The following is a 24,886-nucleotide window of genomic DNA, read 5'->3' on the forward strand; positions in this document are numbered from 1 at the left end:
CCACAACAAAAGTAATCGGCATGACTTTCTCCCTCGGCATCGTCGGCGCCGGACAGTTCTCCGGTCAGTTCGCCGCGCTGTTCCAGGCCCATCCCGGCGTCCGTGACGTGTATGTCACCGATCTGCTGCCCGAGCGGGCCGAGCGGCTCGCCGCCGCGCAGGGCCTCGCCGGTACGTTCCCGTCGTACGAGGCCATGCTGGAGTCGAAGGCGGTCGACGCCGTCGCGGTCTTCACCCAGCGCTGGACGCACGGCCCGCTGGTGCTGCAGGGCCTTGGCGCCGGCAAGCACGTGTACTCCGCCGTCCCCATGGCGATCACCACGGACGAGATCGCCGCGATCATCGACACGGTCCGGGCGACCGGGCTGACGTACATGATGGGCGAGACCAGCCAGTACAACCCGGCGACCGTGCACGCCCGCAACCAGATCGCCGCGGGCGCCTTCGGCCGACTGTTCTACGCCGAGGGCGACTACGTCCACGACATGGACCTCGGCTTCTACGACGCCTACCGCTACAGCGGCGGCGAGAACTGGAAGGCGACCGCCAGCTATCCGCCGCTGCTGTATCCGACGCACTCGGTGGGCGGGGTCCTCGGGGCCTGGCAGACCCATGCGGTGAGCGTGTCGGCCATCGGAGTGCGCGACGACCGCGGCGACGGCGTCTTCGACCGTTCGGTCAGCCGGTTCGACAACGACGTGTCCAACGCGACCGCCCTGTTCGAGGTGGCGGGCGGCGGATCGTTCCGCACGAACGAGTTCCGGCGGGTCGGCTACCCCTCGCACATCCGCGAGTCCCGGTTCCGGTTCTTCGGCACCGAGGCCAGCATGGAACAGCTCGCGACGGTGGCGCTGTGGCAGGACAAGAACGGAGTGAAGGACATCAGCGAACTGCTGGAGCCCAAGGCGACGCTGTCCCCCGACGATCCCTCGCTGGCCCATGTCGCGCCCGAGCTGCGGGCCGCCTTCACCTCCGGTTCGGCCCCCGTGCACGACCGGTCGAGGCTGCCCAGGGAGTTCGACCACCTCCACAACGGCCACGAGGGCAGCCACCACTTCCTCGTGGACGACTTCGTCACCGCCGTGGGCACCCGCCGCCTGCCGTCGGTGAACGCGTGGACGGCCGCCCGCTACACCCTGCCGGGCATCATCGCGCACGAGTCCGCGCGGCAGGGCGGAACGCGGCTGGCGATCCCCGACTTCGGGGACGCGCCCGAGGAGTGAGGACCCGGGCGGCGACGGCCCGGAGCCGCTCAGGTCCCGCTCAGGTGCCCGGCTTGCGGCCGTAGACGAAGACGTCGTCGCCTGTCCTCAGCAGCGACCAGTACTTCTGGGCGTCCCTGGTGGTCATGTTGACGCAGCCGTGCGAGCCCGGCGGGTTCCACATGCTCAGGCCCACCGAGTGGAAGGCCTGGCCGCCGTCGAAGAACTGGCTGTAGGGCATCGGCACGTTGTAGACGGTCGAGACGTGGTGGAGGTCCCGCCAGTAGATCTTCTTCAGGCCGGTGCGGGTGGTGAAGCCCTTGCGGCCGGTGCGCACGGGCACCGGCCCGTAGACGACCTTCCTGCCGTCCTGGATCCAGCTGAGCTGGAGTGTGAGGTTCACACAGGCGATCCGGCCCTTGTTCACCGGGCACGCGCCGTCCCTGTTCGGGTTGTTCCCGACGGCCCGCTGCTTGGTGATCAGGTCCATCACACCCCAGGTGACGGGACCGGCGTAGCCGATGTCGGGCGTGATGCCGTTCCTGTCCTGGAAGGCCTTGATGGCCTTGCAGTCGGCGGCGGACTGCCTGCCGTCGACGGGCCTGCCGAGGAATTTCTCCACCTGCTTCTGGTACGGCCCCGCCTGCGTGGTGCAGCTCGTGGCCGCCTGGGCCGGCGCGGCGGTCAGGGCGAGTGCGAGCGGCGCCACCAGCCCCGTGACGCCCAGCGCGACGACACTCCGTCTCCGTACGCTCCGTATGTCCCCCATGAATCTCCCCTCTCCCCTTGCCGACCGGGACCTGCCCGGGGTGCTTTCTACGCGCTTCCCACGATCTCGGACTTCTAGACCTGCGCGGGGGCACGGGGGTTGTGGTTCCGGTCAGGCTGTGACGAAACGGTGAACTTCGTCGCCGCGCGGCCGGCCGGCGGGCAGCCTGCGGCCGTAGGCGACCGGCAGCAGATCCTGACCGCGGCCGGGAGCTTGTGGGGCGGCTGAGGACGAGGATGGCCCCGCGCTCCTAGGGAGTCGCGGTGCCTTCGGCCGCGTGGCGCCGTACCGCCGCGTGGAAGCCCGTGTTCACCGCCGTCAGGCCGCCGTCGACCACCAGTGCGGTGCCCGTGATCCAGGCGGCGTCGTGGGAGGCGAGGAAGGCGGCCGCGGCGGCGATGTCCTCGGGCTCTCCGATGCGGCCGAGCGGGTACAGGGGCCGGATGGCGTCGAGTTCGTCGTCGCGGCCCTCCCACGCCGAGGTGCGGACCGTGCCCGGCACCACGAGGTTCACCCGCACTCCCCGGGCCGCCGCGTGCCCGGCGAGGGTCCGGGTCAGCGAGGCGAGGCCGGCCTTGGCGGCGCTGTAGGCGTGGTTGCCGAAGTCCTGCGCGCCGTTCACGGAGCCGATGCTGACGATCGCCCCGCGGCCGGAGGCGGCCAGGTGCGGCAGTGCGGCCCGGCAGCAGCGGCGGACGCCGATGAGGGTGATGTCGAGGTCACGCGCCCACGCCTCGTCGGGGTCGTCCTCGAACAGCGGGGCGTCCGGGGTGCAGTGCGCCGCGCAGTTGACCAGCACGTCGAGCGAGCCGAACGCGGCGACGGTGTGCGCGACGGCCGCCTCCACGGACGCGCGGTCGGCGACGTCGCACGCCAACGCCTTTGCGGTGAACCCCTGTCGGCGCACCTGGGCGGCGGTGCGCTCGGCCGCGGGCAGGTCCTGGTCGGTCACCAGGACGCGGCCGCCCTCCTCGGCCAGCCTGCGGGCCACGGCCGCGCCGATACCGCGGGCCGCGCCCGTGACGAGTACTCCGTGTCCGGCGAAACGGGTGTGATCGGTCATGGGCCGACCGTACGGCTCGCGCGCCGCCGATTCACCGGGTGCGGCGGGACGGGATCACCGGTTCTGCCGGGGGTGCCCGGGGAGTCGGTGCCTACCCGCTGAGCCTCGCGTCCAGCCCCGCCTCGTCCGCGAGGAACCACAGCTGGTCGCCCTGGTTGGACTCGTGCACGAAGTCCCGCAGGGCGCTGCTCGCCCCGACGTGCGCCGAGATGTCGCCGAGGACCACGAGCCGCAGCCGGTAGTTCGCGAACTTCTGCACGACGGCGCCGGCCACGCCGGAGCGCAGCCGGAAGAACTCGTCCGCCACCCGTGCCACGGGCACCGCGACCAGCTCGGCGTCCTGGCCGAACGCGTCGCCGATCAGGTCCAGCGCCGCGCGCTCGCCGTCGAGGAGCGGTCCGTCGGATGCGCAGCGCAGGACTCGGGTGCCGTGCAGGGTCTCGAGCGTGTTCGTGGTCATGATCGCCAGCGTACGGGCGTACGGGCCTTCGGTGCCCGCGAATAACCGGCCTCAGTGGCCGCGGTCGATCCACTCCTGCAGGTGGGGCGCCTCGGCTCCGATCGTCGTGGACTCGCCGTGCCCGGTGAGGACCTTGGTCTCCGGCGGCAGGGTGAGGAGCTTGTCGCGGATGGAGTCGATGATCGTCGGGAAGTGGGAGTAGGAGCGGCCGGTGGCGCCGGGGCCGCCCTGGAAGAGGGTGTCGCCGGTGAAGACGGTGCCGAGCCCGGGGTCGTACAAGCAGACGGCGCCGGGGGCGTGGCCCGGGGTGTGGATCACGGTGAGGTCGGTCCCGGCCGTCTCGAGGACCTGGCCGTCGAGGAGGTGCCGGTCGGGGTCGCGGTCCGGGTGGGTCATCCTCCACAGCGGCAGGTCGTCGGGGTGCAGCCAGATGGTGGCGCCGGTGAGGTCGGCGAGTCGCGGTGCGGCGTTGACGTGGTCGTTGTGGGCGTGGGTGCACACGATGGCGGTCAGCCGCCGGTCGTCGACGGCTTGGACGATGGCCTCGGCGTCGTGGGCGGCGTCGATGACGATCACCTCCCGCTCGTCACCGACGATCCACACGTTGTTCTCGACGTCCCAGGTGCCGCCGTCGAGGCTGAACTTCCCGGAGGTGACGAGGCGTTCGATGCGCACGGTCATCAGAGCACCACCACCGAGCGCAGCACGTCACCGTGGTGCATCCGCTCGAACGCCTTCTCCACCTCGTCCAGTTGGATGGTCTCCGTGACGAAGGCGTCGAGCGGCAGCCGGCCCTGCAGATGCAGGTCGATCAGCATGGGGAAGTCGCGGGAGGGCAGGCAGTCGCCGTACCAGGAGGACTTCAGGGCGCCGCCGCGGCCGAAGACGTCGAGCAGGGGCAGTTCGAGCTTCATCTCGGGGGTGGGCACGCCGACGAGGACGACGGTGCCGGCGAGGTCTCGGGCGTAGAAGGCCTGCTTGTACGTCTCGGGGCGGCCGACGGCCTCGATGACGACGTCGGCGCCGAAGCCGCCGGTCAGCTCGCGGATCGCCTCGACCGGGTCCGTGTCCTTGGAGTTGACGGTGTGGGTGGCGCCCAGAGTGCGGGCCGTGTCGAGCTTGCGGTCGTCGATGTCCACGGCGATGATCTTCGCCGCGCCCGCCAGGTTCGCCCCGGCGACGGCCGCGTCACCGACGCCGCCGCAGCCGATGACGGCGACGCTGTCGCCCCGGCCGACGCCGCCCGTGTTGATGGCCGCGCCGATGCCGGCCATGACCCCGCAGCCCAGCAGTCCGGCGACCGCCGGGGAGACGGCCGGGTCGACCTTGGTGCACTGCCCGGCGGCGACGAGCGTCTTCTCGGCGAACGCGCCGATCCCGAGCGCCGGGGACAGCTCCCTGCCGTCGGTGAGGGTCATCTTCTGCGTCGCGTTGTGGGTGTTGAAGCAGTACCAGGGCCGGCCGCGCAGACACGCCCGGCAGTTCCCGCACACGGCACGCCAGTTGAGGATGACGAAGTCCCCGGGCGCGACGTCGGTGACGCCGGCGCCGACCGACTCCACGACACCGGCGGCCTCGTGGCCGAGCAGGAAGGGGAAGTCGTCCGAGATGCCGCCCTGCTTGTAGTGCAGATCGGTGTGGCAGACGCCGCAGGCCTGGACGCGTACGACGGCCTCGCCGGGACCCGGGTCCGGGATCACGATCGTCTCGACCCGTACGGGTGCGTCCTTCCCCGGTGCGATCACGCCGCGTACTTCCTGCGCCACGGTCTGGCCCCTTCCGTCGATTGCCTTCGCTGCCGACCCTACGTGTATCCGATCGGCTGCGGGGCGGGCCACGGCGGTGCACCTGGATCTTCCCTTTGCCATCGTTTCGCATCACATAGGAATGTGACCGGAAATGGTCATTCCATGATGACAATTTTTTTGCAGGGTGCGGGAGTTTGCCTGGTGTGTGCACTCGGCCCCGCCGTGCCTCAATGGGGGCATGCTCCCTGACGGCCGCACCGGACGTACGGCATTCCTGTTCTCGGCCGATGCCCCGCCACGGCCCGGAACCGGACGTGAACTGCGGGCGGAGTTCCCGGTGTTCGCCGAGGCGCTGGACGACATCTGCGCGCGCCTCGACCCGTATCTCGAACTCCCGCTGGGCTGCGTGATGTCCGCGGCCGACGGCACGCGCACGGCGGCACTGCTGGACCGGGCGCCGTTCGCCGGCCCGGCGCTCTTCGCGCTCCAGGCGGCGCAGTACCGGCTGCTGCGCAGCTGGGGTATCCGTCCGGACGTGGTCTACGGGCAGGCGGCCGGGCGGATGGCCGCCGCGTATGCCGCGGGTGTCTTCTCGCTGGCGGAGGCCTGCCACGCGGTCGGCACCCTGGCCCGGCTCCTCGGCGCCCTGCCCGACCCGGCACCCGGGTGCCCCGGCATGGACGGGATCCTCGGCGCGTACGGCCGGACGCTCGCCACACTGCACCCTCGGGCCCCGCGCCTCCCACTGGTCTGCGATGTCACCCCGTGCCCGGTGGGCACCGAGACCGCCGAGCCGGAGTTCTGGGTACGGCGCGCGCCACTGCCGTTCGCGGACACGGCCGGTGTGCTGCACCGCGACGGGGTCCGCACCTGGCTGGAACTGGGGCCGGGCGATCTGCTCGTCCGCCTCCTCCCCGGCTGCCTGCCGGACCGCACGCATTCGGTTTTCGCCCTCTCCCGGGACTGGGCGGCACTGCGGGCGAAGCCGGACGAGGACCCGGGCTCGGGGGGCGGGCAGGGCTGAGACCGTCCGGCAGGGAAGGGCACCGGGCCGTGCGGCCCGTCTGTCTCCCGCCCCTGGGGCCCCGGCCGTCCACCGGCCACGCCGCCATCGGGTCCGGGCAGCCGTGAGGGCCACCCCGCGCAGGGCGGCCCTCGTGGTGGCGCGGCGGTGCGGGCGGGGATGCCTGGGCGGGTCAGGACTCCACGGCCGGCACCAGGCCCGTCACGGGGGCCGCTAGGTCGGTGACCTGGTGCAGTTCGTTCAGCTTGTTCAGCTGATTGACCCTGTTCAGTGCCCGCATCTGCTCGGAGACCTTCGGGACCTGCTTCTTGTGCGCGGCCGGGATGTCGCTGACGGCGAGGGAGTCGAGCGTGGTCATGGGGTTGATCATCCCGGTGTGCGGTGCGCTCGCGGGGGCCGCGTTCGCCAGCGGGGCGGCAAGGCCCGTGACCCCGGCGGCAAGGCCGAGGACGGCGACGATACGTCGTGTTGAGATCATGCCTTCAGCAACGGCCCCGGGCCCCGGCCGGACACGGTCGGCGCAGCGCGCTCACCCGTGAGGCGGAGGCCGCCGGCCCGGGCCTGCCGTGACCGCCGGCTGTGCCTGCCCCGACCGCCGGCTGCGCTTGCCGTGGCCGCCGCGGCGGAGGAGCCTCGAAGAGTGGAGCCCGCGCGGTGCGCTGCGTGCCGGGCCGCGGGCGCCTGAAGGAGGTCACCATGGGCACCGCGACAGGTTCCGCCTTCGACATCGAGACACTGCGCCGGGCTGTGGAAGGCACCACCGGCAACTCCCTGCTCGCGCTCTACGCCGACGGGGCTCAGATCCGCATCGTCGACCACAACAACCAGCCCAGTCATCCCACCGTCCTGCACGGCCGGAGCCAGATCGCCGAGTTGCTGAACGACGTCTACAACCGCGACATGACGCACAAGCTCGAGCAGTGCGTCCTGCAGGGCGACCACCTCGCCTTCAGCGAGGTGTGCCAGTACGGCGACGGCGCCAAGGTCTTCGCCGAGTCGATGGTCACCCTGCGGGACGGCAAGATCGCCGACCAGCTGATCATCCAGGCCTGGGACGAGTAGGCGTACCCCGGTATGACGGCCATCGGAAGGAGAGGCGCGAGAGTCCAGGTCACCTCCCGGATGACCTGGACCTTCTCTGCCCGCGCGGCCCTGGGAGGGATACGCCTGCGGTCGGTTCAGCGCCGCGCGGCCACGCCCCCTGCCGCGCGGCCGGCGGGCCCGGCGCCGCTGAGCCGTACCCGGCCGGCACCCGGGCGCCGGCCGGTCAGGTACGGGACCACTTCTGGTTGTCCTGGCCGTTGCAGGTCCACAGGACCAGTGAAGTGCCGTTGCCGGTGGCCGCGTTGTAGGCGTCCAGGCACAGTCCCGCGTGCACGTTGGTGATCGTGCCGTCGGCGTTCGGCGTCCACTTCTGGTTGTCCTGGCCGTTGCAGTCCCAGATCACCACCTTGGTGCCGTCCGTGGTGCCGAGGTTGTAGGCGTCGAGGCACTTGTCGCCGTAGACCACCAGTTCCTTGCGGGAGGTGTACGTCCAGGCCTGGTTGGCGCCGCCGTTGCAGTCCCACAGCTCGGCCGGGGTGCCGTTGGTGATCGTGTTGTCGTAGACGTCGGCGCAGCGGCCGGACTGCTTGCCGGCGAGCAGCGTGCCGTCGGTGCCCGGGACGGGTCTGACGGTCAGGGCGCCCAGGGCCGGACCGCCGCTCAGGGTGAGGGAGTTGGCGGATCCCCTGGTGAGGCCGGCCTGGACGGAGACCGTGCCCTGGGACGAACCGGTCGGCGGGAAGGAGACCGTGGTGGCCGTCTGTCCGTTCACCCGCAGGGTGCCGGTGACGGGCGTGGAGCCGGTGTTGGTGTAGGCGATGTCGACCACGTTCAGGCCGGTGCTCGCGGCGCTCACACCGGTGTACGTGCCGGTGGAGGTGGCGCGGTAGCTGCCGCTCGCCGCCTCGGTGCCGCTCACCTTGAGCATGACCGAACCGCCTGCCGGGACGCTGGTGGTGTAGCTGGTGGCGTACGAGCCGAGGTCCTGGCGCGCCCACAGGTCACGCACCGTCGCGGTGGAGCCGGTCAGGCCGAGGTCGGACCAGCGGACGGTGATGTTCGCGGTGGCGGAGGTGCGGTTCAGCAGCACGACGGCCCGGTTGCCGGTGCCGCCGAGTACCTTGCCGTAGACCTGGAGCCCCGTGGTGTCCTCGGCGGCCTTGACGCCCTGCAGGCCGCGCGGGTCCTGGTCGACGGCGACGACTTCCGGGTTCTTCAGGATTCCGGCCGTCTCGCTCGTCATCGTGGTGAGGTCGTTGCCGGCCAGCAGCGGGGCGCCGGAGATCGCCCACAGCGCCATGTGGGTGCGGTTCTGCGCGGCGGTGAAGCCGGACATGCCGACCATCAGCATGTCGGGGTCGTTGTAGTAGCCGGTGTGCTGGGCGGCCGGGTGCTGGGCCTGGTCGAAGTTGGACAGCATGTTCGCCTGGGAGGGCGCGTTGCCGTAGTAGACGATGTCCGTGCTGGTGCGCCACATGGAACCGACGCCCGGCGCCCAGTTCCAGGGGTTCTGCTTGCCCCAGTTGCAGATCGAGAGGGTGAGCGGGCGGCCGGTGGCCGCGGTGGCCCTGGTGACGGCGGAGCTGATCGACTTGTACGCCGTCGCCGCGTCCAGGCCCTCGGCGTCGCCGCCGCACCAGTCGACCTTCACGAAGTCGAAGCCCCACTTGGAGAACTGGAGCATGTCCTGGTCGTAGTGGCCCTCGCTGCCGGTGTTCGGGGCGGCGGGGCGGCCGGTCGGGTAGTAGTAGCCGCAGCCGTTCTTGCCCGCGTCGGTGTAGATGCCGGCCTTCAGGCCCTTGCTGTGGATGTAGCCGGCGATGGTGCTCATGCCGCCGGGCCACTCACCGGTGTCGACGGTGATGTTGCCGTCGCCGTCCCGGGAGCCCTGCCACCAGCCCTCGTCGATGTTGATGTTCTTGTATCCGGCGCCGGGCAGTCCGGCGGCGACGAACGCGTCGACCTGCTGCTTGATGACGCTGTAGTCGATCTTCGAGGCGAAGCTGTTCCAGGAGGCCCAGCCCATCGGCGCGGCCGGCACGGCGACCTGACGGGCCGTCGCCGCCTGGGCCGGGCCCGGCTGGGCGAAGAGCAGGGCGGCGGCCGCGGTCAGGGCCAGGACGAGCGCCCGTACGGCGGCGGCTCTGCAACGGCGTATGAGGCCTTCGGCGGTGGGTCGGGGTGGGGGATACATCGGCGCCTCCGCGTGCGGACGGAATCCACGCTGATCGATACGCTGACCAGTCCTATGGTCGGCATGTCGAACATAGGTCGATGAACCGAACATGTCGCGCGCCGACCGTAGAGCCGTCCGGGGGTGAAGTCAACAGCTGCGACAGGGGTGAACCGGCCGCCGTTACTGGCCCGTAGGGCCCCGCGCGAGGCACCGTGCCGCCATACTGGGTCATCGTGCGCATTGCGATCATGACGGCCGGATCCCGGGGCGATGTGGCCCCCTACACCGGGCTGGGGCACCGCCTCGCGCTGGCCGGGCACGAGGTCACCCTGGTCACGCACGCCCGCTTCGAGCCGCTGGTGGCGGGGTCGGGCGTACGGTTCCACGCGCTGCCCGTCGATCCGCTGGCGGAGCTGGAGTCACCGCGCGGCCAGGGCCTGCACCGCAGCGCCAGCGACGCCGGGAAGCTGCTGCGGCTCGCGGACATGGCGCGCCGGCTGGTCGGGCGGATGACCGAGGATCTGCTCACGGCGGCCCGGGACAGCGAGGCACTGCTGCTGTCCGCGTCACTGGCCCCGCTCGGCCATACGATCGCCGAGGGCCTGCGACTGCCGAGCATGGGCGTCTATCTCCAACCGATCGCCGGAACACGGGAGTTCGCGCCTCCCGTGCTCGGCGGCGGCTCCTGGGGACCGGCGGCCAACCGGATGGCCGGGCACGGGGTGTGTCTCGCCACGGAGCACATCTTCACGGGTGCCCTGCCCGGGGTGCGCAGGCGGCTCGGGCTGCCCCCGCAGCGGGCCGGTGCCGCGCTGCGCGCCAGGGAGCAGCGGCTGTGGCCGGTGCACCACGGCTTCAGCCCGCTGGTGGTGCCCCGGCCCCGGGACTGGCGGCCGGGGCTGGCCGTGAGCGGCTACTGGTGGCCGTACGACACGCAGGAGCAACTCCCGCAGGACGTACGGGAGTTCCTTGCCGCAGGTGCGCCGCCGGTGTTCGTCGGGCTGGGCAGCGCCACCGTGCCGGACGCCGGCCGGCTCAGCGCCCGGGTGGTGGCGGCGCTGCGGCGGGCCGGGCTGCGCGGGGTGATCCAGCGCGGCTGGGGCGGGCTCGCGGCCGACGGCCCCGACATGCTGACCATCGGCGAGGTGCCGCACGCGCTGCTCTTCCCGCACATGGCGGCCGTGGTCCACCACGCGGGCGCGGGCACGACCGCGGCGGGGCTGCGCGCCGGGGTGCCGGCGGTGCCGGTCCCGGTCCAGTTCGACGCGGGCTTCTGGTCGGCCCGGCTGGTCGCGCTGGGCGTCGCCCCGGCCGCCGTACCGCTGCGCCGCCTCACCGTGGACGCCCTGGCCTCGGCCCTGGTACGAGCCACCCGCGAGCCCCCGTACCGGGACCGGGCACGCACCCTGGGCACCCGCATCCGCGAGGAGGACGGCACCGCCCCGGTCCTGAGGGCACTGGAGCGGCTGAGCGGCTGAGGCGCACACCTCGCCCGAGGACGGCCCCCACTCCGCAACCGACCGGGGGCGGGCACAGTCCGGCACGGACCGGACCGGCCGACGGCAGGCACCGACGTGAACGGACCGGACCGGCCGACGGCGCTCACCGGACCGTGGAACCGGAGCCGGCCATGAGCCGACACCGCCCCGGACTCGGTCCGCGGCGGGTGAGCACCGCAGGCGCGGGGGTCAGGCGTTGGTGAGGACCATCCGGAAGCGGGCCTTGCCCGCGAGCATCTTCTGGAAGGCGGCGTCCACTTCGTCCAGCGGTACGGTCTCGGTCATCGGGCGGATGCCGTGCAGGGCGCTGAACTCCATGGTGTCCGCCACGTCCTGCGCGGTGCCGGACGGGTGGCCGCGTACGACCCGGCCGCCCATGATCAGCTGGAACGGGCTGATGCCCAGCGCCTCGCTGTCCGCGCCGATGACCACCAGCTCACCGCGTGGCCCGAGGCCGTCCACTGTGGCCGCGATGGCCTCGGAGTTCCCCGCGGTGGCCAGGACGACGCTCACCCCTCCCAGGGACTGGAGGGACTCGGCGACCGGAGTGCCGGAGGTGCTGTCGACGTAGTGGTGGGCGCCCAGCTGCTTGGCGAAGTCGGCCTTCTCCGCGCCCCGCGCGATGGCCACGGTCTCGAAGCCCATCGCCACCGCGTACTGCACCCCGAGGTGGCCGAGGCCGCCGAGGCCGAGCACCGCGACCCGGTCGCCGGGCCGGGCGGGGCTGTGCCGCAGCCCGTTGAAGACGGTCACGCCCGCGCAGGCCATGGGCCCGGCGTCGCTCGCCGCGAGCGCGTCGGGGATCCGGGCCAGGGCGTCGACGGGCGCGATCACCTTCTCCGCGAAGCCTCCGTCGTAGGCCCAGCCGGGCACCTTCAGGTTGGCGCACACGATGAAGTCGCCCCGCCGGCAGGGCGTGCAGTGCCCGCAGCTGCCGCCGAACCAGCCGACCGCCACCCGGTCGCCGACCTGCCAGCCCCAGTCCTGCAGTCCCGGCCCGAGCACCTCGATCCGCCCGGCGATCTCGTGCCCGGGGACCTCCGGGAACGTCACGCCCGGCACCGCGGCGTGCACGAACATGGCGTCGCTGTGACAGATGCCGCACGCCTCGACGGCGATCCGCACCTGCCCGGAAGCGGGCTCCGGCACCTCCCGCTCGGCCAGCTCGAACGGGCCGCCCGCGGCCCTCACCTGCGCGACTCGATAGGTACTCATCCCTCTGTCTCCTGTGTCTCGCGGTGTCTTCCGGTCCGGGGCACGGCTACGACACCCCCCGCACCAGCAGACCAGCTCCGCGCCGATCCCGCGCGCCGAACCGCACGTACCGGCGCTGACCTGGGCCCACACACCGGACAGCGGTCCCCGCGGCCCGGGTCACGCGGACCCGGTCACACGGTCGCGGTCACGCGGTCGCGGGACGCCAGCCCTCCGGCCGGAGCATCCCCAGCAGCAGCCGCACCAGCTCGTCCACCACCTCGTCCAGCGTGGCGTCCACCCAGCCGGCGCTCCAGTCGTGCAGCAGGCCGTTGACGCTGCCGATGAAGGCCGTGGCGGCGAGCCGGTAGTCCCGGGGCGCCGCCTCCCCGCGCCGTACGGCCGCGTCCGCCTCGGCGCGGATGAGGTCGACCCAGCGGGCCCGGCGGGCCAGGCGCTGCTCCTCCAGGCGGGGGCTGACGCCGATGATCTCCACGAAGGCGATACGGATGCGGCGCGGATCGCGGGTGACACCGCGCGCGTAGGCCCGGAAGAGCACGGCGGCCCGCTCGGCCAGCGGCAGGCTCTGCGCCGTCGCGAGGGCGTCCAGCACCGCCTGCTCGGCCCAGCCGTTGACCTCCAGGTGCAGCGCGGCGAGGACGTCCTCCAGGGTGCGGAACTCCTCGTAGAACTGGCGCGTGGACAGCCCCGCGGCCTGGCTGAGCGCGGCGACCGTGGTCGCCCGGTAGCCGGGTGCGCCGCCGAACAGCTCCAGGGCCGCGTCGAGGAACCGGCGGCGGCGCTCGGCCTGCCGCTCCTCGGCGGACCTGCCGCCGTAGCGGCCCGTCGGCGCCCTGAGCCTGCCCGTCACGCTTCCCCCTCCGTCGCCCCACCGACCCCCAATCTTGTCGTGCACACCTCTTGTCGAGTACCCCGCCCCCTCCTTACTTTTCAGTAAGTTCACTGTGAATGCACGCGTGTTCAGACTTCCCGAGCAATCCCCCCGTCAGACACCTGTCGGATTCCCGTCAGACTCTCCGAGGAAGGAGAGCAGTCATGCCTGCCTCCAGAACCAGGCACCTGTGCTCCGTGGCCGCCGCCCTCGCCCTGACCGTCGCCGGACCGGCGACCGCCGCCTCCGCCGCCACGGCCGGCTCCGACGGCCTGCGCGAGGTGCTGTTCGTCGGCAACAACTGGGACGGCACCGCCGATGTCATCCGCTCCTCCGGTGACTTCGCGAAGATCGGCCGGATCAACGTCATTCCCGACAAGGCGGAGCGGCTGGCCGAGATCAACGCCGATCCGGTCAAGTGGATCTACTACACGTCGATCCGCAACGAGGTCGGCGAGGGACACGACCAGTACGCGGACGACATGTACTCCACGCCGGACGGGAAGTCGGTGGTCGTCTCCCGCCCGAGCTTCGCCGACGTGGTCTCCATCGACCTGGCCACCGACAAGGTCAACTGGCGCTTCCCGGTGGCCGGTTACCGCGCCGACCACATGGCGGTCTCCCCCGACGGCACCCGGGTCGCGGTCTCCGCCTCGACCGCGAACAAGGTGCAGGTGCTGGACATCGGTACCGGCAGGGAACTGGGTGAGTTCGCCACCGGCGACAAGCCGCACGAGAACTTCTTCACCAACGGCGGCAAGTACATCTGGAACATGTCCATCGGCGAGGTCACCACGTCCCTCGACGCCCCGGCGTGGGACTGGACCAAGGGCGACCGTCACATCACCGTCGTGGACGCGACCACGTTCAAGCAGGTCAAGACCATCGACATGCGACAGCGGCTGGACGCGATCGGGCTGAAGGACTTCTCCAGCGCGGTCCGGCCCGCCGCCTTCACGCCCGACTGGTCCAAGCTGTACTTCCAGGTGTCGTTCTTCAACGGCTTCCTGGAGTACGACGTGGCCGCCGACAAGATCACCCGGGTGGCGACGCTGCCGCAGAACCCGGCGACGAACCCGGACCGCACCACCTGGCTGCTGGACTCCCGCCACCACGGCATCTCGATGAACCCCGAGGGCACCAAGCTGTGTGTCGCCGGGACCATGGACAACTACGCCACCGTGGTCGACCGGGCCTCCTTCGACGTCGGCCCGCTCATCACCGCGTCGACGCCGTACTGGGCGACGGTGAGCGGCGACGGCAAGGACTGCATCATCTCCGAGGCCGGCGCCGACCAGGTCACGGCCATCGACTTCGCCACCGGACAGAAGGTGCTGTCGGTGCCGGTCGGCGACCATCCGCAGCGCGTCCGGCTGGGGCACGTCCAGGCCGACTGGACCAGCCCGAGCGGGAGTTGAGCGCCGGCGGTCTCCGGGGGGACCCCACTCTCCCCGGAGGCCGTACGGCTTTCGCCCGGCAGCTTCAGAAGTGTGCCGCCGCCCACGCGGCCAGCTCGGACCTGGCCGCGCTCAGCAGGTCCGCCGAGGGAGCTGTGGCCCCGTTGGTCACCAGCGCGTAGTGCAGGACGCCGAAGTCGCCGTCGGTGAGCAGCAGCCGGCGGCTGCCGGTGCCGCCCGGCTCCGGGGCGACGGCGACCGGGGCGGCGGAGGTGTAGGGGGGCGGGGCGTTCACCGTGCCGAGGTCGGAGACGACGGTGGTCGACGCGGTGGGGAAGGACGCCGGCAGGTGCAGTTCGGTGGGTGCGGTGCCGTTTCCGGAACGCCACACCAGCAGCCCGTACTGGCCGGAGCCCACCAGCTGGGCCACGTTCGGCAGGGAAGCGGGCACCGGGTTCCAGGTGAGGGTCGTGGAGCCGTCGCGGGAGCGGTCCTCGTAGGTGAAGGCCAGTGTCGTGCCGGCGGTGGCGCTCGGGTAGAGGCGGTCCAGCAGCCGGGCGTCCTGACGCAGGGTCACGTTCCCGGAGTCGTCCGTGTGCACGGCGGAGAGGTCCTCGTCGTTCCAGGCGTCGCCCGAGGTGAGCACCTTGTCGGGGTTGCCGTTCATCAGCTCGTGGTGCCGGCCGTTGTAGATGTCCCACTGCCACTGGGTGCCGGACAGGACCGGTCCCGAGGCCGAGGGGTCGGACCACCAACCGGCGCCCGGGAGGCGGGAGTCGAGGGCCTGGTACATGGCCTTGAGGACGGTGGGCGCCTTGTCGGACACCGTGCCGGACAGAGGATGCCCGAACTCGCTGACCACGGCCGCGGTGCCGGCGGAGGCGGCACGGTCGCGGACGGCGGCGAAGTCGGAGGCGTACTGGCCGTCGGCCGCCTTGCCCCACATCAGGATCCCGGAGATGGCCTTCTGGTCGTAGAAGTGGGTGTTGAGGACATAGCCCGGACCGAGGGTGCCCGCGTCCAGCAGGCCGCCCTCCTGCTTCTGGGTGGAGATGTTGGAGTTCCAGAAGAGGTTGGGCTCCACGAAGGCGGGCTTGTCCTGCCAGCCGGCCGCGTCCATCCGGGCCCGGAACCTCACGTAGAACGGCCACAGCAGATCCCGTTCCCAGGTGCGGGAGGTCTGCCCGGAGTCGTAGGAGCCGGCGTACGGCTCGTTGTACGGATCGAAGCCGGCTACGGCCGCGAACTCGTCACCGTTCAGGTGCTGCTGGAGGTAGGCCATGGTCGTCTGGGCGGTGGCGAGGAAGGCGTCCTGGAGTCCGTGGTTGTCGTGCCAGAAGTCGTACTGCGCCTTCTGCACGGCCGCGTTCTGGGTGATGTTCTGGCCCCAGAAGAGGCAGATGCCGCAGGACTCGGCCGGGTAACTCCCGGCGTCCACGGCCCATTTGGGGGCGCCGTCGCCGGTGTACCAGCTGCCGGTGGTGAACAGGTGGCGGGAGTACAGGTCCTGGTGGAAGTCGGGGAAGACGCGGATGCCCTCGTCGAGGAAGGCGCGCATCTGCTCGGTCACGGCGGCCAGGTAGCCGGTGTCGACCTGGCCGCGCACCGGCTCGGCGTGCGCCCAGGAGAGCAGGAAGCGGACCGCGTTGCCGCCGCCGAGGGCGCGCAGCGCGGACGCGGACCTGCGGGCGTCGGCGACGGAGGCGAACGGCAGGCCGCTGTTCTCCTCCAGCTTGGTCTCACCGGAGACGTTGTAGCCGCGCAGGACGATCTCGCGCCCCTGGCCGTCGGTGAAGCGGCCGCCCCGCACGGTGAGCGGGGCGCCGTCGAACCAGAGGGAGTCGGAGGGAGGAGCCGAGGTGGCGGCGGTGGCGGGCGGGGTGCCCGCCACTGTCAGGAATCCGCTGAGGACGACCAGGACAACGAGCAGACGTGCCCGGATGTTCGACATGTCCACCACAGTCCGGCCCGCCGAAAGCCACGTCAATACCACCTGACCCACAAGTAAGTTGACTCTCAGTCAGTCCGGTGGGTCAGGTTCAGCAGGTACTCCTTGCGGTTGAGCGGGTTGTGGTCGGTGCGCGGCCGCTCGGGGACGGCGCCCCGGGTGACCGGCGCGTAGTGGTCGAACGCCGTCTCCAGCTCGCCCTCGCCCCGGGTGAGCCCGGGCAGCCGCTGCTCCAGCTCGTGCACCCGGGCGGCGGGCACCGTGCCTTCCAGCACGGCGGCGGCCCCGGCCGCGGCGGTGCGCTCCGGTACGGCGCCGAGCCGGGCGAGCACCGGCAGCAGCGTGCCCAGCGAGTCCGCCGGGGCCTCGAGCCGGAAGCTGTGCACCGGCTCGTGCACGACGGTGCCCGCGCGGCGCAGCGCCTCGGCCAGCACCAGCGGGGTCAGAGCCCGGAAGTCGTAGCCCGTGCTCGACATGCTCTTGTCGAAGCCCTGGTGGGCGTGGCTCTGCCGGGGCGAGTAGCCGCAGTGGGTCATGGTCACCGTGCAGTCGGGGATCCGCCAGCCGTGCAGGCCCTGCCCGAGCGTCTCGCGGACGGTGTCCTCGACGGCCTTGAAGAAGGCGTACGGCATCGAACCCAGCTCCACCTCCAGCCGGAACGTCACGCCCGCGCCGGGCGGTGCGGGCTCGACACGCAGGCCCACGGTGGCCAGGAACGGGTTGGGGTCCTTCCTGTTGAACTCCACGGCGTGCCCGGTGCCGGCCGGCCGTTCGACGCACAGGGTCGTCGTCTCGCGGAAGGCGACGTCCAGGCCGTACTCCTCGGCGAGGGTGGCCTGCACGACCTCTTTCTGCACCTCGCCGTAGAGCGACACGGAGGTCTCCCCGCGCAGTTCGTCGTGGCGGACGCCGATCAGCGGGTCCTGCTCGGCGAGCTGGGTGAGCGCCAGGTGCAGCGAGCGCCGGTCCGCGCCGGGGCCGGGGACGACGACGCTCTCCAGGGTGGGCGGCGCGAAGTGGTGCTCGTACGCCCGCCCCGGTGTGCCGAGCGCGTCACCGATCCGGATGCCGCCGAGGCCCCGGATCTTGACGATCCGGCCGGCACCGGCGCTGTGCCGCGGGATGTCGCCGGCCCGCTCGAAGACGCTGAGCGCGGTGACGCGGCCCTCCTGCCGGCCCTCGCCGGTCCGGCCGGCCGTGCGGGAGCCGGCGGCCCGGCCGGCACCCGCACGGCGGCCGACGGCCCCGCCCTCCTCCCAGGCACCCGCGAAGTCGCCCTCCTCCCAGGCACCGGCGAAGTCGCCGCGCTCCCGGACACCCCCGAACGGGATCCGGTCACGGACGCGCAGGGTGCCCGAGAAGATGCGCGCGTAGGCGACCTTCTCCCCCGCCGGGCCCCGCTCGACCTTGAAGACCGTGGCCGACAGGGGCCCTGCGGGGTCGCCGCCGGCGGCGGGCAGCAGGCGTTCGATGCCGGTGACCAGCTCCGGGACGCCCGCCCCCGTGACGGCGGAGCCGAAGTACACGGGATGGACCAGGGACCGCCGGGCCTGGGCGACGAGCGCCGCGTACAGGCGGCTGCCGGGGACGCCGCCGTCCAGATAAGCGGCGAGCAGGTCGTCGTCGTGGCCGGCGAGTACCTCCGCCGCGGCCGGGCCGAGGCCGGGCTCGAAGCGGGCGGCGCGGGTGCCGGGCGAGACGGGGCCGCCCATCGGGACGAGCGGCACGCCCAGCCTGCGGGTCATCTGCTCGAGCACGGCGGAGCCGTTCGCGCCGCGCCGGTCGATCTTGTTGACGAAGATCAGAGTGGGGATGCCCAGCCGGCGCAGGGTACGCATCAGCACCCTGGTCTGCGCCTGGACCCCCTCGACGGCGGAGACGACCAGCACGGCGCCGTCGAGGATGCCGAGCACGCGCTCGACCTCGGCGATGAAGTCCGGGTGGCCGGGGGTGTCGATGAGGTTGACGGTGACGCCGTCGAGCGGGAACGAGACGACGGCGGACTTGATCGTGATGCCGCGCCGGCGCTCCAGCGCGAGGGTGTCGGTCCGGGTGTTTCCGTCGTCGACACTGCCGATCTCGTCGATGACCCCGGCCGTGTGCAGCAGCCGTTCGGTCAGGCTGGTCTTACCGGCGTCGACATGCGCGAGAATTCCGAGGTTGAGCAGATGCACTGAGCGTGATGTCCTTCGGCATGGGGTGGATTCCTTCCTGGGTGGACATGCACGCAGCGCGCATCGCCGGTCCTCTCTGTGCGACGTCGGATCCCGGGCAGTGCAGCAGACCGCGGCACCCGGCAGCAATGGATTAACGCTCAACGAAAGGCCCCGCACAGCGCTCGCCGCGGCCGAGGCGTGGTCGTAATGTGACCTACATCATCAATGGTCGCTTCTCTCCCTCTCCCAGACGGTTGGAGGGCATATGACCCGCATCTCGGTGGACGTGGACGGCACGACGTACGAGGACGAGGTGGAACCCCGCCTCCTCCTGGTCCATGGCCGGCCATCTCGTCCCGTCGGCGGCCGACCTGCCCGACTTCGTGACCGGCCTGACCGAGACGCCGGCGGCGTCGAACGCGCTCGGCGTCAAGGGCGTGGGCGAGGCGGGCACGATCGCCTCGACCCCGGCCGTGGTCAACGCCGTCGTGGACGCCCTGCGGCCGCTCGGCGTGCACGACGTGCGGATGCCCTGCGCACCTGAACGCGTGTGGCGCGCGGTGCGGGAGACCTCGGCATGATTCCCCCGGCATTCGAGTACGCCCGTCCCGAGAGCGTCGAGGAGGCGGTGCGCCTGCTCGCCGGCGCGGGCGAGGAGGCGAAGGTGCTGGTCGGCGGGCAGAGCCTGCTGCCCCTGCTGCGGCTGCGGCTGGCCTTCCCGGAGCTGGTCGTCGACGTCGGCCGGGTCCCCCGGCTGCGCGGGGTCCGCGACGACGGCGACACGCTCGTCATCGGGGCGACGACCACGCACCACGACGTGATCCGCGACCCGCTGGTCCGCCGGCACGCCGGCCTGCTGGCCGCCGCGACGGCCACGGTCGCCGACCCGGCGGTACGGCACCGGGGCACCCTCGGCGGCTCGCTCGCGCACGCCGACCCGGCCGGCGACCTGCCCGCGGTCGTACTGGCCCTGGACGGCGAACTGGTCGCCGCCGGCCCGGGCGGCAGGCGCACCGTCCCGGCGCGCGAGTTCTTCGTGGACTACCTGCAGTCGGCGCTCGCGCCCGACGAACTCCTCGTGGAGGTACGGGTGCCGAAGACGGACGGCTGGGACTTCCACTACGAGAAGTTCCACCGGGTCGCGCAGGCCTGGGCGATCGTCGGCGTGGCGGCGCTGGTGCGGCGGGACGGCGGGCGGGTGGCCGAGGCGCGCATCGGGCTGACCGACATGGGCACGACCCCGCTGCGGGCACCGGCGGCCGAGGCGGCACTGGCCGATGCGAGTGCCGAGCGGCTGTTCGCGTTCCTGCGGGCCGTGGCCGTGCTGCGGCCGGGGGTGCGCACGGACGTGTACGGGGCGGGGCGGGCGACGCTGTGCGGCGGGCACGACGATCTGGAGCGGTACGAGCGGGTGTTCGCCGCCTACTTCGGGCCCTCGGGCGAGCGGGCCGCGCCGCCGCCCCGCACCGCTCCTTCGCCCCGGCTCCGGCTGGTCCCACGGGAGACGGCCACGGGTGTGGCCGAGCCCGGCGAAGGTGAACCGCCGGGGCCGCCCCGCGGCGTGCTCGCCGGCTCCGCCGAGGTGCTGCGGCACCGCGACGTCGCCGCGCTCGACGCCGCCGAGCGGGCCCAACTGCACCGTCTGCTCGCCGCGTTCGCCCCGCGGGGGCAGGCACGCCGCTCGGCGCGGCGCCGGCCCGCCCGGCGCGGTGAGGTCGACCCGCGGCGCACCGTACGGGAGTTGCTGCGCCGCGGCGGGGAACCGGCCGGACTGCGGCGGCACGCGCGGGTGGCACGGCCCCGCCGGGTGGTACTGCTCGTCGATGTGAGCGGCTCGATGGCGCCGTACGCCGACGCGCTGTTGCGGTTCGCGCACGCGGCGGTGCGCGCGGGCCGTACGGAGGTGTTCACCGTCGGCACCCGGCTGACCCGGGTGACCGGCTCCCGGCTGACCCGGGTGACCCGTGAACTCGCCCGCCGCGACCCCGACTTGGCGATGGCGACCGTCGCGGCGGCGGTGCCCGACTGGCGCGGCGGCACCCGGCTCGGCGGGCTGCTGCGGGAGTTCCCGAACCGCTGGGGGCAGCGCGGGACGGCGCGGGGCGCGGTCGTCGTCCTGCTCTCGGACGGCTGGGAGCGCGGCGGTCCGGAGCTGCTCGGACAGCAGATGCGCCGACTGCACGCCCTGGCGCACCAGGTGGTCTGGGCGAACCCCCGTAAGGCCCGCCCCGGTTACGCGCCACTGGCCGCCGGGACGGCGGCGGCGCTGCCCAGCGTGGACGCCTTCGTCGAGGGGCACAGCCTCGCCGCGCTGGAACAGCTGGCCGCGGTGGTGCGCGGCGCGGATCCCCGAGCCGGCTCGGCACCCCGTGCGGCCCCGGTCGCCGGCCCGGACCCGGCGACCGGCACGAAGGCGGGGAAAGGAGTGGAGCGTGCGTGAGATCCTGCCGGGCCTGGCGCGGTGGTACGCGGCCGGGATCCCGTTCGGTCTGGCCACGGTCGTCGCGGTCAGCCGCAGCGCGCCGCGCGGGCCCGGTGCCGCGATGGCGGTGGGCCCGGACGACGAGGTCGTGGGGAGCGTGTCCGGGGGCTGTGTGGAGGGGGCGGTGTTCGAGCTGGCGCGGGAGGTCGTGGCGAGCGGCGAGGCGCGGCTGGAGACGTTCGGGTACAGCGACGCGGACGCGTTCGCGGTCGGCCTCACCTGCGGCGGCGAGATCACCCTGCTGGTACGGCCGGTGACCGCCGGTGCGGACCGGGCGTTCGGCGCGGTGGCCGCCTCCGTCGCCGCGGGCGAGCCGGTGACCGCGGCGACGGTGGTGGACGGGCCCGCCCCGCGCGGCGCGAGCCTCGCCGTCTGGCCGGACCGGGCGCACGGCACGCTCGGCGCGAGCGGCCTGGACGCGGCCGTCACCGCCGACGCGCGCGGCGAACTCGCCCTCGGCGCCTCGGCGCTCAGGCACTACGGGCCGCACGGCGAACGCCGTGCGGACACCGTCACGGTGTTCCTCCAGTCGTTCGCGCCACCACCGCGCATGCTGGTCTTCGGCGCGATCGACTACGCGGCCGCGGTGGCCCGCATCGGCGACTTCCTCGGCTACCGGGTCACCGTGTGCGACGCCCGCCCGGTCTTCGCCACGCCCAAGCGCTTCCCGGCGGCCGTCGAGGTGATCGTCGACTGGCCGCACCGCTACCTGGCCGGCACCGGGACCGACGAGCGCACGGTGATCTGCGTCCTGACCCACGACCCGAAGTTCGACGTACCGCTCCTCGAGGAGGCCCTGCGCCGGCCGGCCGCCTACATCGGGGCGATGGGCAGCCGGAAGACCCACGAGGAGCGGCGCGCACGGCTCACCGAGGCCGGGCTCACCGAGGCCGAGCTGTCCCGGCTGCGCTCGCCGCTCGGGCTCGACCTCGGGGCCCGTACCCCCGAGGAGGTCGCCGTCTCCGTCGCCGCCGAGATCGTCGCCCTGCGCTGGGGCGGCAGCGGCGCGCCCCTGACCACCACCGCCGGGGCCATCCACCCGCCCGCCGCCTGAGGGGGCCCGAGCCGTTCCGGAAGGAGCACGTCATGGAGTTGCACCACGAGTTCACCGTGCCGGTGCCGGTCGACGACGCCTGGCACGCGCTCCTGGACATCGAAGGGGTCGCGCCGTGTCTGCCGGGCGCGGTCGTGGAGGAGTACGACGGCACGACCGTGACCGGCTCGGTGAAGGTGAAGGTCGGCCCGGTCACGGTGGCCTACCGGGGCACGGCGGTCTTCGAGGAGCAGGACCCGGCGGCGCACCGGATGGCGCTCGTGGCCAGCGGCCGGGAGACCCAGGGGCAGGGCACGGCCCGGGCGACGCGGTCACCGGCACGCTGAGCGAACGCGACGGCGGTACGACGGTGTCCGTGCGGACCGATCTGACGGTGACCGGGCGGCCGGCCCAGTTCGGGCGCGGGATGCTGGCGGAGGTGGGCGACAAGCTGGTGGGACGGTTCGCGGACTGCCTGGCGGACAGGCTGGCCACGCGTCCCGGGCCCGCCGCCGGGGAGCCCCGGCGGCCGGCGGAGCCCGCGCCGCCGCCCCTCGGCCTCCTGCGTACGGCGGGGATGCCGGTGGCCAAACGGGCGGCGGCGGTGGCGGTGGCGATCGCCGTACTGGCAGGGGTCGCGGTACGGCTGCGGCGCAGCGGCCGGACCACGAGACGCCGGGGACGGGCGACTCCCTAAGGCCCAGGTGTCGCGGCCGCCGTAGCCCGCCGCTACCGCCGCGGCAGCCGGTGCAGGGTCACGTCGCTGAGCGCGCCGTCGGCGAGTGTGGCGGTGAGGTAGGTGCAGTGCGGCCGGCGGCGCCGGTCGGTCGGGGAACCGGGGTTGAGCAGCCGCAGGCCGGTCGGGGCGGTGGTGTCCCAGGGGATGTGGCTGTGCCCGAAGACCAGCACGTCGAGGCCGGGGAAGCGGGCGGCGCAGCGGGCCTCGCGCCCCTGGGCGGGGCCGGTCTCGTGCACGACGGCGAAGCGCAGGCCGCCCAGGTCCGCGTAGGCCACCTCGGGCAGGCGGGCGCGCAGCGCGGGGCCGTCGTTGTTGCCGTAGACCCCGATCAGCCGGCGGCTGCTGCTCTCCAGCAGGTCCAGGGTGGCGGTGTCGACCCAGTCCCCGGCATGGAACACCACATCCGCGCGCGGGAGTTCGGCCAGCAGCTGCTCCGGGAGCCGCTTGGCGCGCTTCGGCACGTGGGTGTCGGACACCATCAGCAGACGCACACCGCCAACCTAGCCGAGGCGGCAGACAGCGGGCATCCGGAATTCATCAGATACAACTGAACAGTCTGGACTGGACAGTTTTGGCTGCCCAGTCTAGGCTGCCGGGCATGGCTGACATCTCCGACTCCGCCGCCCGCACCGCGCGCGATCTGCGCGTGGTGTTCAGCCGGCTGCGGCGCCGTATCCGCGAGGTCGCGCAGAACACCGACCTCAGCCCGTCGCAGGAGTCCGCGCTCACCCTGGTCGGCAAGCACGGCGCCGCCACGGCCAGCGCGCTGGCCGCCGCCGAGGGCGTACGCCCGCAGTCGATGGCGACCACGCTGGCCGCCCTGGACCAGCACGGCCTGATCCGGCGTGCCCCCGACCCGGACGACGGCCGCCGCCAGCTGGTCACCCTGACCGACGCCGGGCGGGCCCGGATCGAAGGCAACCGGCAGGTCCGTGAGGAGTGGCTGGCCCGCGCCTTCCAGGACCGCTACACCGAGGAGGAGCGGCAGACCGTCCTGACGGCCCTGGAGTTGCTGGAACGGCTGTCGCGGCCGTGACACCGACGCTTGCCGCACGCCCCGGGAAGGACGCTCGCCCCGCCGTACCTCGGCGCGCTGGGCGCGTCCGCCGCCACCGCGGCGTTCCACCCGCACCGCGCCGACACGGCCGGGCTGCACAGCCTGCCCCCTGTCCATGCTCACCGGCTCCGCCCTGTTGCCGGCGACAACGGTGTCCGACCGATCCCTCGGCCGGCTCACCCCCGCACGTACCACCAACCCCGGAAAGGCCTGAGAGACTCATGTCGCTCACCACGCTCGACCCCCGGACCGCCCTCGTCGCGATCGACCTGCAGAACGGCATCGTGGGCATGCCCGTCCAGCCGCACGCGGCCTCGGACGTCGTCTCCCGCACCGCCGAACTGGCCGAGGCCTTCCGCTCCCGGAACCTGCCCGTCGTCCTCGTCCGCGTCTCCTTCGCGCCCGACTGGGCCGACGCCGTCCCCGGCCGCACCGAACGCCAGGCCCGCGGCCTCGCCTTCCCCGAGGGCTGGGACGTCATCGTCGACGAACTCCTGGGCCACGGCTCCGACATCCACGTCACGAAGCACAACTGGAGCGCCTTCCACGGCACCGGCCTGGACGTCCAGCTGCGCCGCCGCGGCATCACCCAGATCGTGCTGACGGGCATCGCCACCAGCATCGGCGTGGAGTCCACCGCCCGGGACGCGTACGCCCACGGCTACCACGTCACCCTCGCCACCGACGCGATGGCCGACGCCGACGCCGGGGCGCACGCGAACAGCGTCGAGCGGATCTTCCCGCGGCTCGGCGAGAGCGGCACCACCGCCGAGGTCCTGGAACTGCTGGCCAAGACCCACGCCTGACACCCGCTCGGCCGGTCCCCGGCGCACCCCGCGCCCGCGCCGGTGACCAGCCGTCTCACCGTGCACCGCGCCGCTTCAGCGGCTCCCACCAGCCGCGGTGCTCGCGGTACCAGGCGACGGTCTCGGCGAGCCCTTCGGTGCCGACGAAACCGGCGGCGCCGGTGACGAGGAGGTTCATGAGCGGATGTGCACCCTTG

21 protein-coding genes and 5 pseudogenes are annotated in these 24,886 nt (G+C 72.8%); 13 read left to right on the forward strand and 13 right to left on the reverse strand.

Annotated features, from left to right (window positions below):
- The first annotated feature begins 20 nt into the window (after nt 1-20).
- On the forward strand, nt 21-1,223 hold the full coding sequence (locus A6P39_RS06905) for a Gfo/Idh/MocA family protein (RefSeq protein ID WP_067044057.1): 1,203 nt from the start codon (nt 21-23) through the stop codon (nt 1,221-1,223).
- A 40-nt stretch (nt 1,224-1,263) separates the two neighbouring features.
- Here the strand turns inward: A6P39_RS06905 and A6P39_RS06910 are convergent, their stop codons facing one another.
- The 5 genes from A6P39_RS06910 to A6P39_RS06930 form a co-directional block, all read right to left on the reverse strand.
- Nucleotides 1,264-1,971, reverse strand: a complete 708-nt coding sequence (locus A6P39_RS06910) for a L,D-transpeptidase family protein (RefSeq protein WP_067044059.1) — start codon at nt 1,969-1,971, stop codon at nt 1,264-1,266.
- A 250-nt stretch (nt 1,972-2,221) separates the two neighbouring features.
- On the reverse strand, nt 2,222-3,034 hold the full coding sequence (locus A6P39_RS06915; protein WP_067044062.1) for an SDR family NAD(P)-dependent oxidoreductase: 813 nt from the start codon (nt 3,032-3,034) through the stop codon (nt 2,222-2,224).
- Between the two features lie 91 nt (nt 3,035-3,125).
- Nucleotides 3,126-3,494, reverse strand: a complete 369-nt coding sequence (locus tag A6P39_RS06920; protein ID WP_067044065.1) for a DUF4180 domain-containing protein — start codon at nt 3,492-3,494, stop codon at nt 3,126-3,128.
- A gap of 51 nt (nt 3,495-3,545) precedes the next feature.
- Nucleotides 3,546-4,175, reverse strand: coding sequence for an MBL fold metallo-hydrolase (locus A6P39_RS06925; protein WP_067044078.1), 630 nt, complete (start codon nt 4,173-4,175; stop codon nt 3,546-3,548).
- Complete coding sequence (locus A6P39_RS06930; protein ID WP_079133287.1) at nt 4,175-5,260, reverse strand: S-(hydroxymethyl)mycothiol dehydrogenase; 1,086 nt, start codon at nt 5,258-5,260, stop codon at nt 4,175-4,177. Before A6P39_RS06930 ends, A6P39_RS06925 begins: the two co-directional genes overlap by 1 nt.
- A gap of 220 nt (nt 5,261-5,480) precedes the next feature.
- On the opposite strand from A6P39_RS06930, the gene A6P39_RS06935 reads away from it, so the two are divergent.
- Entirely contained in the window at nt 5,481-6,266 is a 786-nt protein-coding gene (locus A6P39_RS06935; protein ID WP_067044084.1) for an acyltransferase domain-containing protein, read from the forward strand.
- 172 nt (nt 6,267-6,438) lie between these two features.
- Here the strand turns inward: A6P39_RS06935 and A6P39_RS06940 are convergent, their stop codons facing one another.
- Nucleotides 6,439-6,744, reverse strand: a complete 306-nt coding sequence (locus A6P39_RS06940) for a hypothetical protein (protein WP_067044087.1) — start codon at nt 6,742-6,744, stop codon at nt 6,439-6,441.
- 218 nt (nt 6,745-6,962) lie between these two features.
- Here A6P39_RS06940 and A6P39_RS06945 point away from each other — a divergent pair, with 218 nt between their 5' ends.
- Nucleotides 6,963-7,328 (forward strand): nuclear transport factor 2 family protein, encoded by a 366-nt coding sequence (locus tag A6P39_RS06945; RefSeq protein WP_067044286.1) that lies wholly within the window; start codon nt 6,963-6,965, stop codon nt 7,326-7,328.
- Nucleotides 7,329-7,533: 205 nt separating this feature from the next.
- On the opposite strand, the gene A6P39_RS06950 is transcribed toward A6P39_RS06945, so the two are convergent.
- Nucleotides 7,534-9,504 carry a ricin-type beta-trefoil lectin domain protein gene (locus A6P39_RS06950; protein WP_079133288.1) on the reverse strand — a complete coding sequence of 657 codons (1,971 nt, stop codon included), beginning with the start codon at nt 9,502-9,504 and terminating at the stop codon, nt 7,534-7,536.
- A 230-nt stretch (nt 9,505-9,734) separates the two neighbouring features.
- Between A6P39_RS06950 and A6P39_RS06955 the strand changes: the two genes are divergently transcribed.
- Nucleotides 9,735-10,964 (forward strand): glycosyltransferase, encoded by a 1,230-nt coding sequence (locus A6P39_RS06955; protein ID WP_067044293.1) that lies wholly within the window; start codon nt 9,735-9,737, stop codon nt 10,962-10,964.
- A gap of 210 nt (nt 10,965-11,174) precedes the next feature.
- Here the strand turns inward: A6P39_RS06955 and A6P39_RS06960 are convergent, their stop codons facing one another.
- Together A6P39_RS06960 and A6P39_RS06965 are read right to left on the reverse strand one after the other, a co-directional pair.
- Nucleotides 11,175-12,200 carry an alcohol dehydrogenase gene (locus A6P39_RS06960; protein ID WP_067044091.1) on the reverse strand — a complete coding sequence of 342 codons (1,026 nt, stop codon included), beginning with the start codon at nt 12,198-12,200 and terminating at the stop codon, nt 11,175-11,177.
- Nucleotides 12,201-12,387: 187 nt separating this feature from the next.
- Nucleotides 12,388-13,050 (reverse strand): TetR/AcrR family transcriptional regulator, encoded by a 663-nt coding sequence (locus A6P39_RS06965; RefSeq protein ID WP_067044093.1) that lies wholly within the window; start codon nt 13,048-13,050, stop codon nt 12,388-12,390.
- 185 nt (nt 13,051-13,235) lie between these two features.
- Here A6P39_RS06965 and A6P39_RS06970 point away from each other — a divergent pair, with 185 nt between their 5' ends.
- Nucleotides 13,236-14,489 carry a YncE family protein gene (locus tag A6P39_RS06970; RefSeq protein ID WP_067044096.1) on the forward strand — a complete coding sequence of 418 codons (1,254 nt, stop codon included), beginning with the start codon at nt 13,236-13,238 and terminating at the stop codon, nt 14,487-14,489.
- A gap of 64 nt (nt 14,490-14,553) precedes the next feature.
- Here A6P39_RS06970 and A6P39_RS06975 read toward each other — a convergent pair whose 3' ends face one another.
- Nucleotides 14,554-16,419, reverse strand: a complete 1,866-nt coding sequence (locus A6P39_RS06975) for a cellulase family glycosylhydrolase (protein ID WP_067044296.1) — start codon at nt 16,417-16,419, stop codon at nt 14,554-14,556.
- 65 nt (nt 16,420-16,484) lie between these two features.
- A complete protein-coding gene (locus A6P39_RS06980; protein ID WP_067044099.1) occupies nt 16,485-18,590 on the reverse strand; it encodes an elongation factor G in 2,106 nt (701 codons plus the stop codon).
- A gap of 247 nt (nt 18,591-18,837) precedes the next feature.
- On the opposite strand from A6P39_RS06980, the pseudogene A6P39_RS06985 reads away from it, so the two are divergent.
- From A6P39_RS06985 to A6P39_RS07010, 6 genes and pseudogenes are all read left to right on the forward strand, one after another.
- A pseudogene (locus A6P39_RS06985) lies at nt 18,838-18,936 on the forward strand ((2Fe-2S)-binding protein); the annotation flags it as partial.
- Nucleotides 18,917-19,153: pseudogene (locus A6P39_RS06990) on the forward strand (hypothetical protein); the annotation flags it as partial. The pseudogenes A6P39_RS06985 and A6P39_RS06990, both read left to right, overlap by 20 nt.
- A pseudogene (locus tag A6P39_RS06995) lies at nt 19,150-19,860 on the forward strand (FAD binding domain-containing protein); the annotation flags it as partial. The pseudogenes A6P39_RS06990 and A6P39_RS06995, both read left to right, overlap by 4 nt.
- Nucleotides 19,861-20,277: 417 nt before the next feature.
- Nucleotides 20,278-21,012: pseudogene (locus A6P39_RS45435) on the forward strand (VWA domain-containing protein); the annotation flags it as partial.
- Nucleotides 21,005-22,108, forward strand: coding sequence for an XdhC family protein (locus A6P39_RS07005; protein WP_067044105.1), 1,104 nt, complete (start codon nt 21,005-21,007; stop codon nt 22,106-22,108). The pseudogene A6P39_RS45435 and the gene A6P39_RS07005, both read left to right, overlap by 8 nt.
- Nucleotides 22,109-22,140: 32 nt before the next feature.
- Nucleotides 22,141-22,784: pseudogene (locus A6P39_RS07010) on the forward strand (SRPBCC family protein).
- A 32-nt stretch (nt 22,785-22,816) separates the two neighbouring features.
- On the opposite strand, the gene A6P39_RS07015 reads toward A6P39_RS07010, so the two are convergent.
- The gene (locus A6P39_RS07015; RefSeq protein ID WP_067044108.1) at nt 22,817-23,317 is read right to left on the reverse strand and encodes a metallophosphoesterase family protein; all 501 of its coding nucleotides are present in this window, start codon (nt 23,315-23,317) and stop codon (nt 22,817-22,819) included.
- Between the two features lie 107 nt (nt 23,318-23,424).
- On the opposite strand from A6P39_RS07015, the gene A6P39_RS07020 reads away from it, so the two are divergent.
- A complete protein-coding gene (locus A6P39_RS07020) occupies nt 23,425-23,862 on the forward strand; it encodes a MarR family winged helix-turn-helix transcriptional regulator (RefSeq protein WP_067044111.1) in 438 nt (145 codons plus the stop codon).
- A 242-nt stretch (nt 23,863-24,104) separates the two neighbouring features.
- Nucleotides 24,105-24,689, forward strand: a complete 585-nt coding sequence (locus A6P39_RS07025) for a hydrolase (RefSeq protein WP_067044114.1) — start codon at nt 24,105-24,107, stop codon at nt 24,687-24,689.
- Nucleotides 24,690-24,744: 55 nt separating this feature from the next.
- On the opposite strand, the gene A6P39_RS07030 is transcribed toward A6P39_RS07025, so the two are convergent.
- Nucleotides 24,745-24,867: a hypothetical protein gene (locus A6P39_RS07030; RefSeq protein WP_267893300.1), complete on the reverse strand. Its 123-nt coding sequence runs from the start codon at nt 24,865-24,867 to the stop codon at nt 24,745-24,747.
- Nucleotides 24,868-24,886 lie beyond the last annotated feature (19 nt).

It is taken from the genome of Streptomyces sp. FXJ1.172 (assembly GCF_001636945.3).
In the GTDB taxonomy this organism is placed as follows: Bacteria; Actinomycetota; Actinomycetes; order Streptomycetales; family Streptomycetaceae; genus Streptomyces.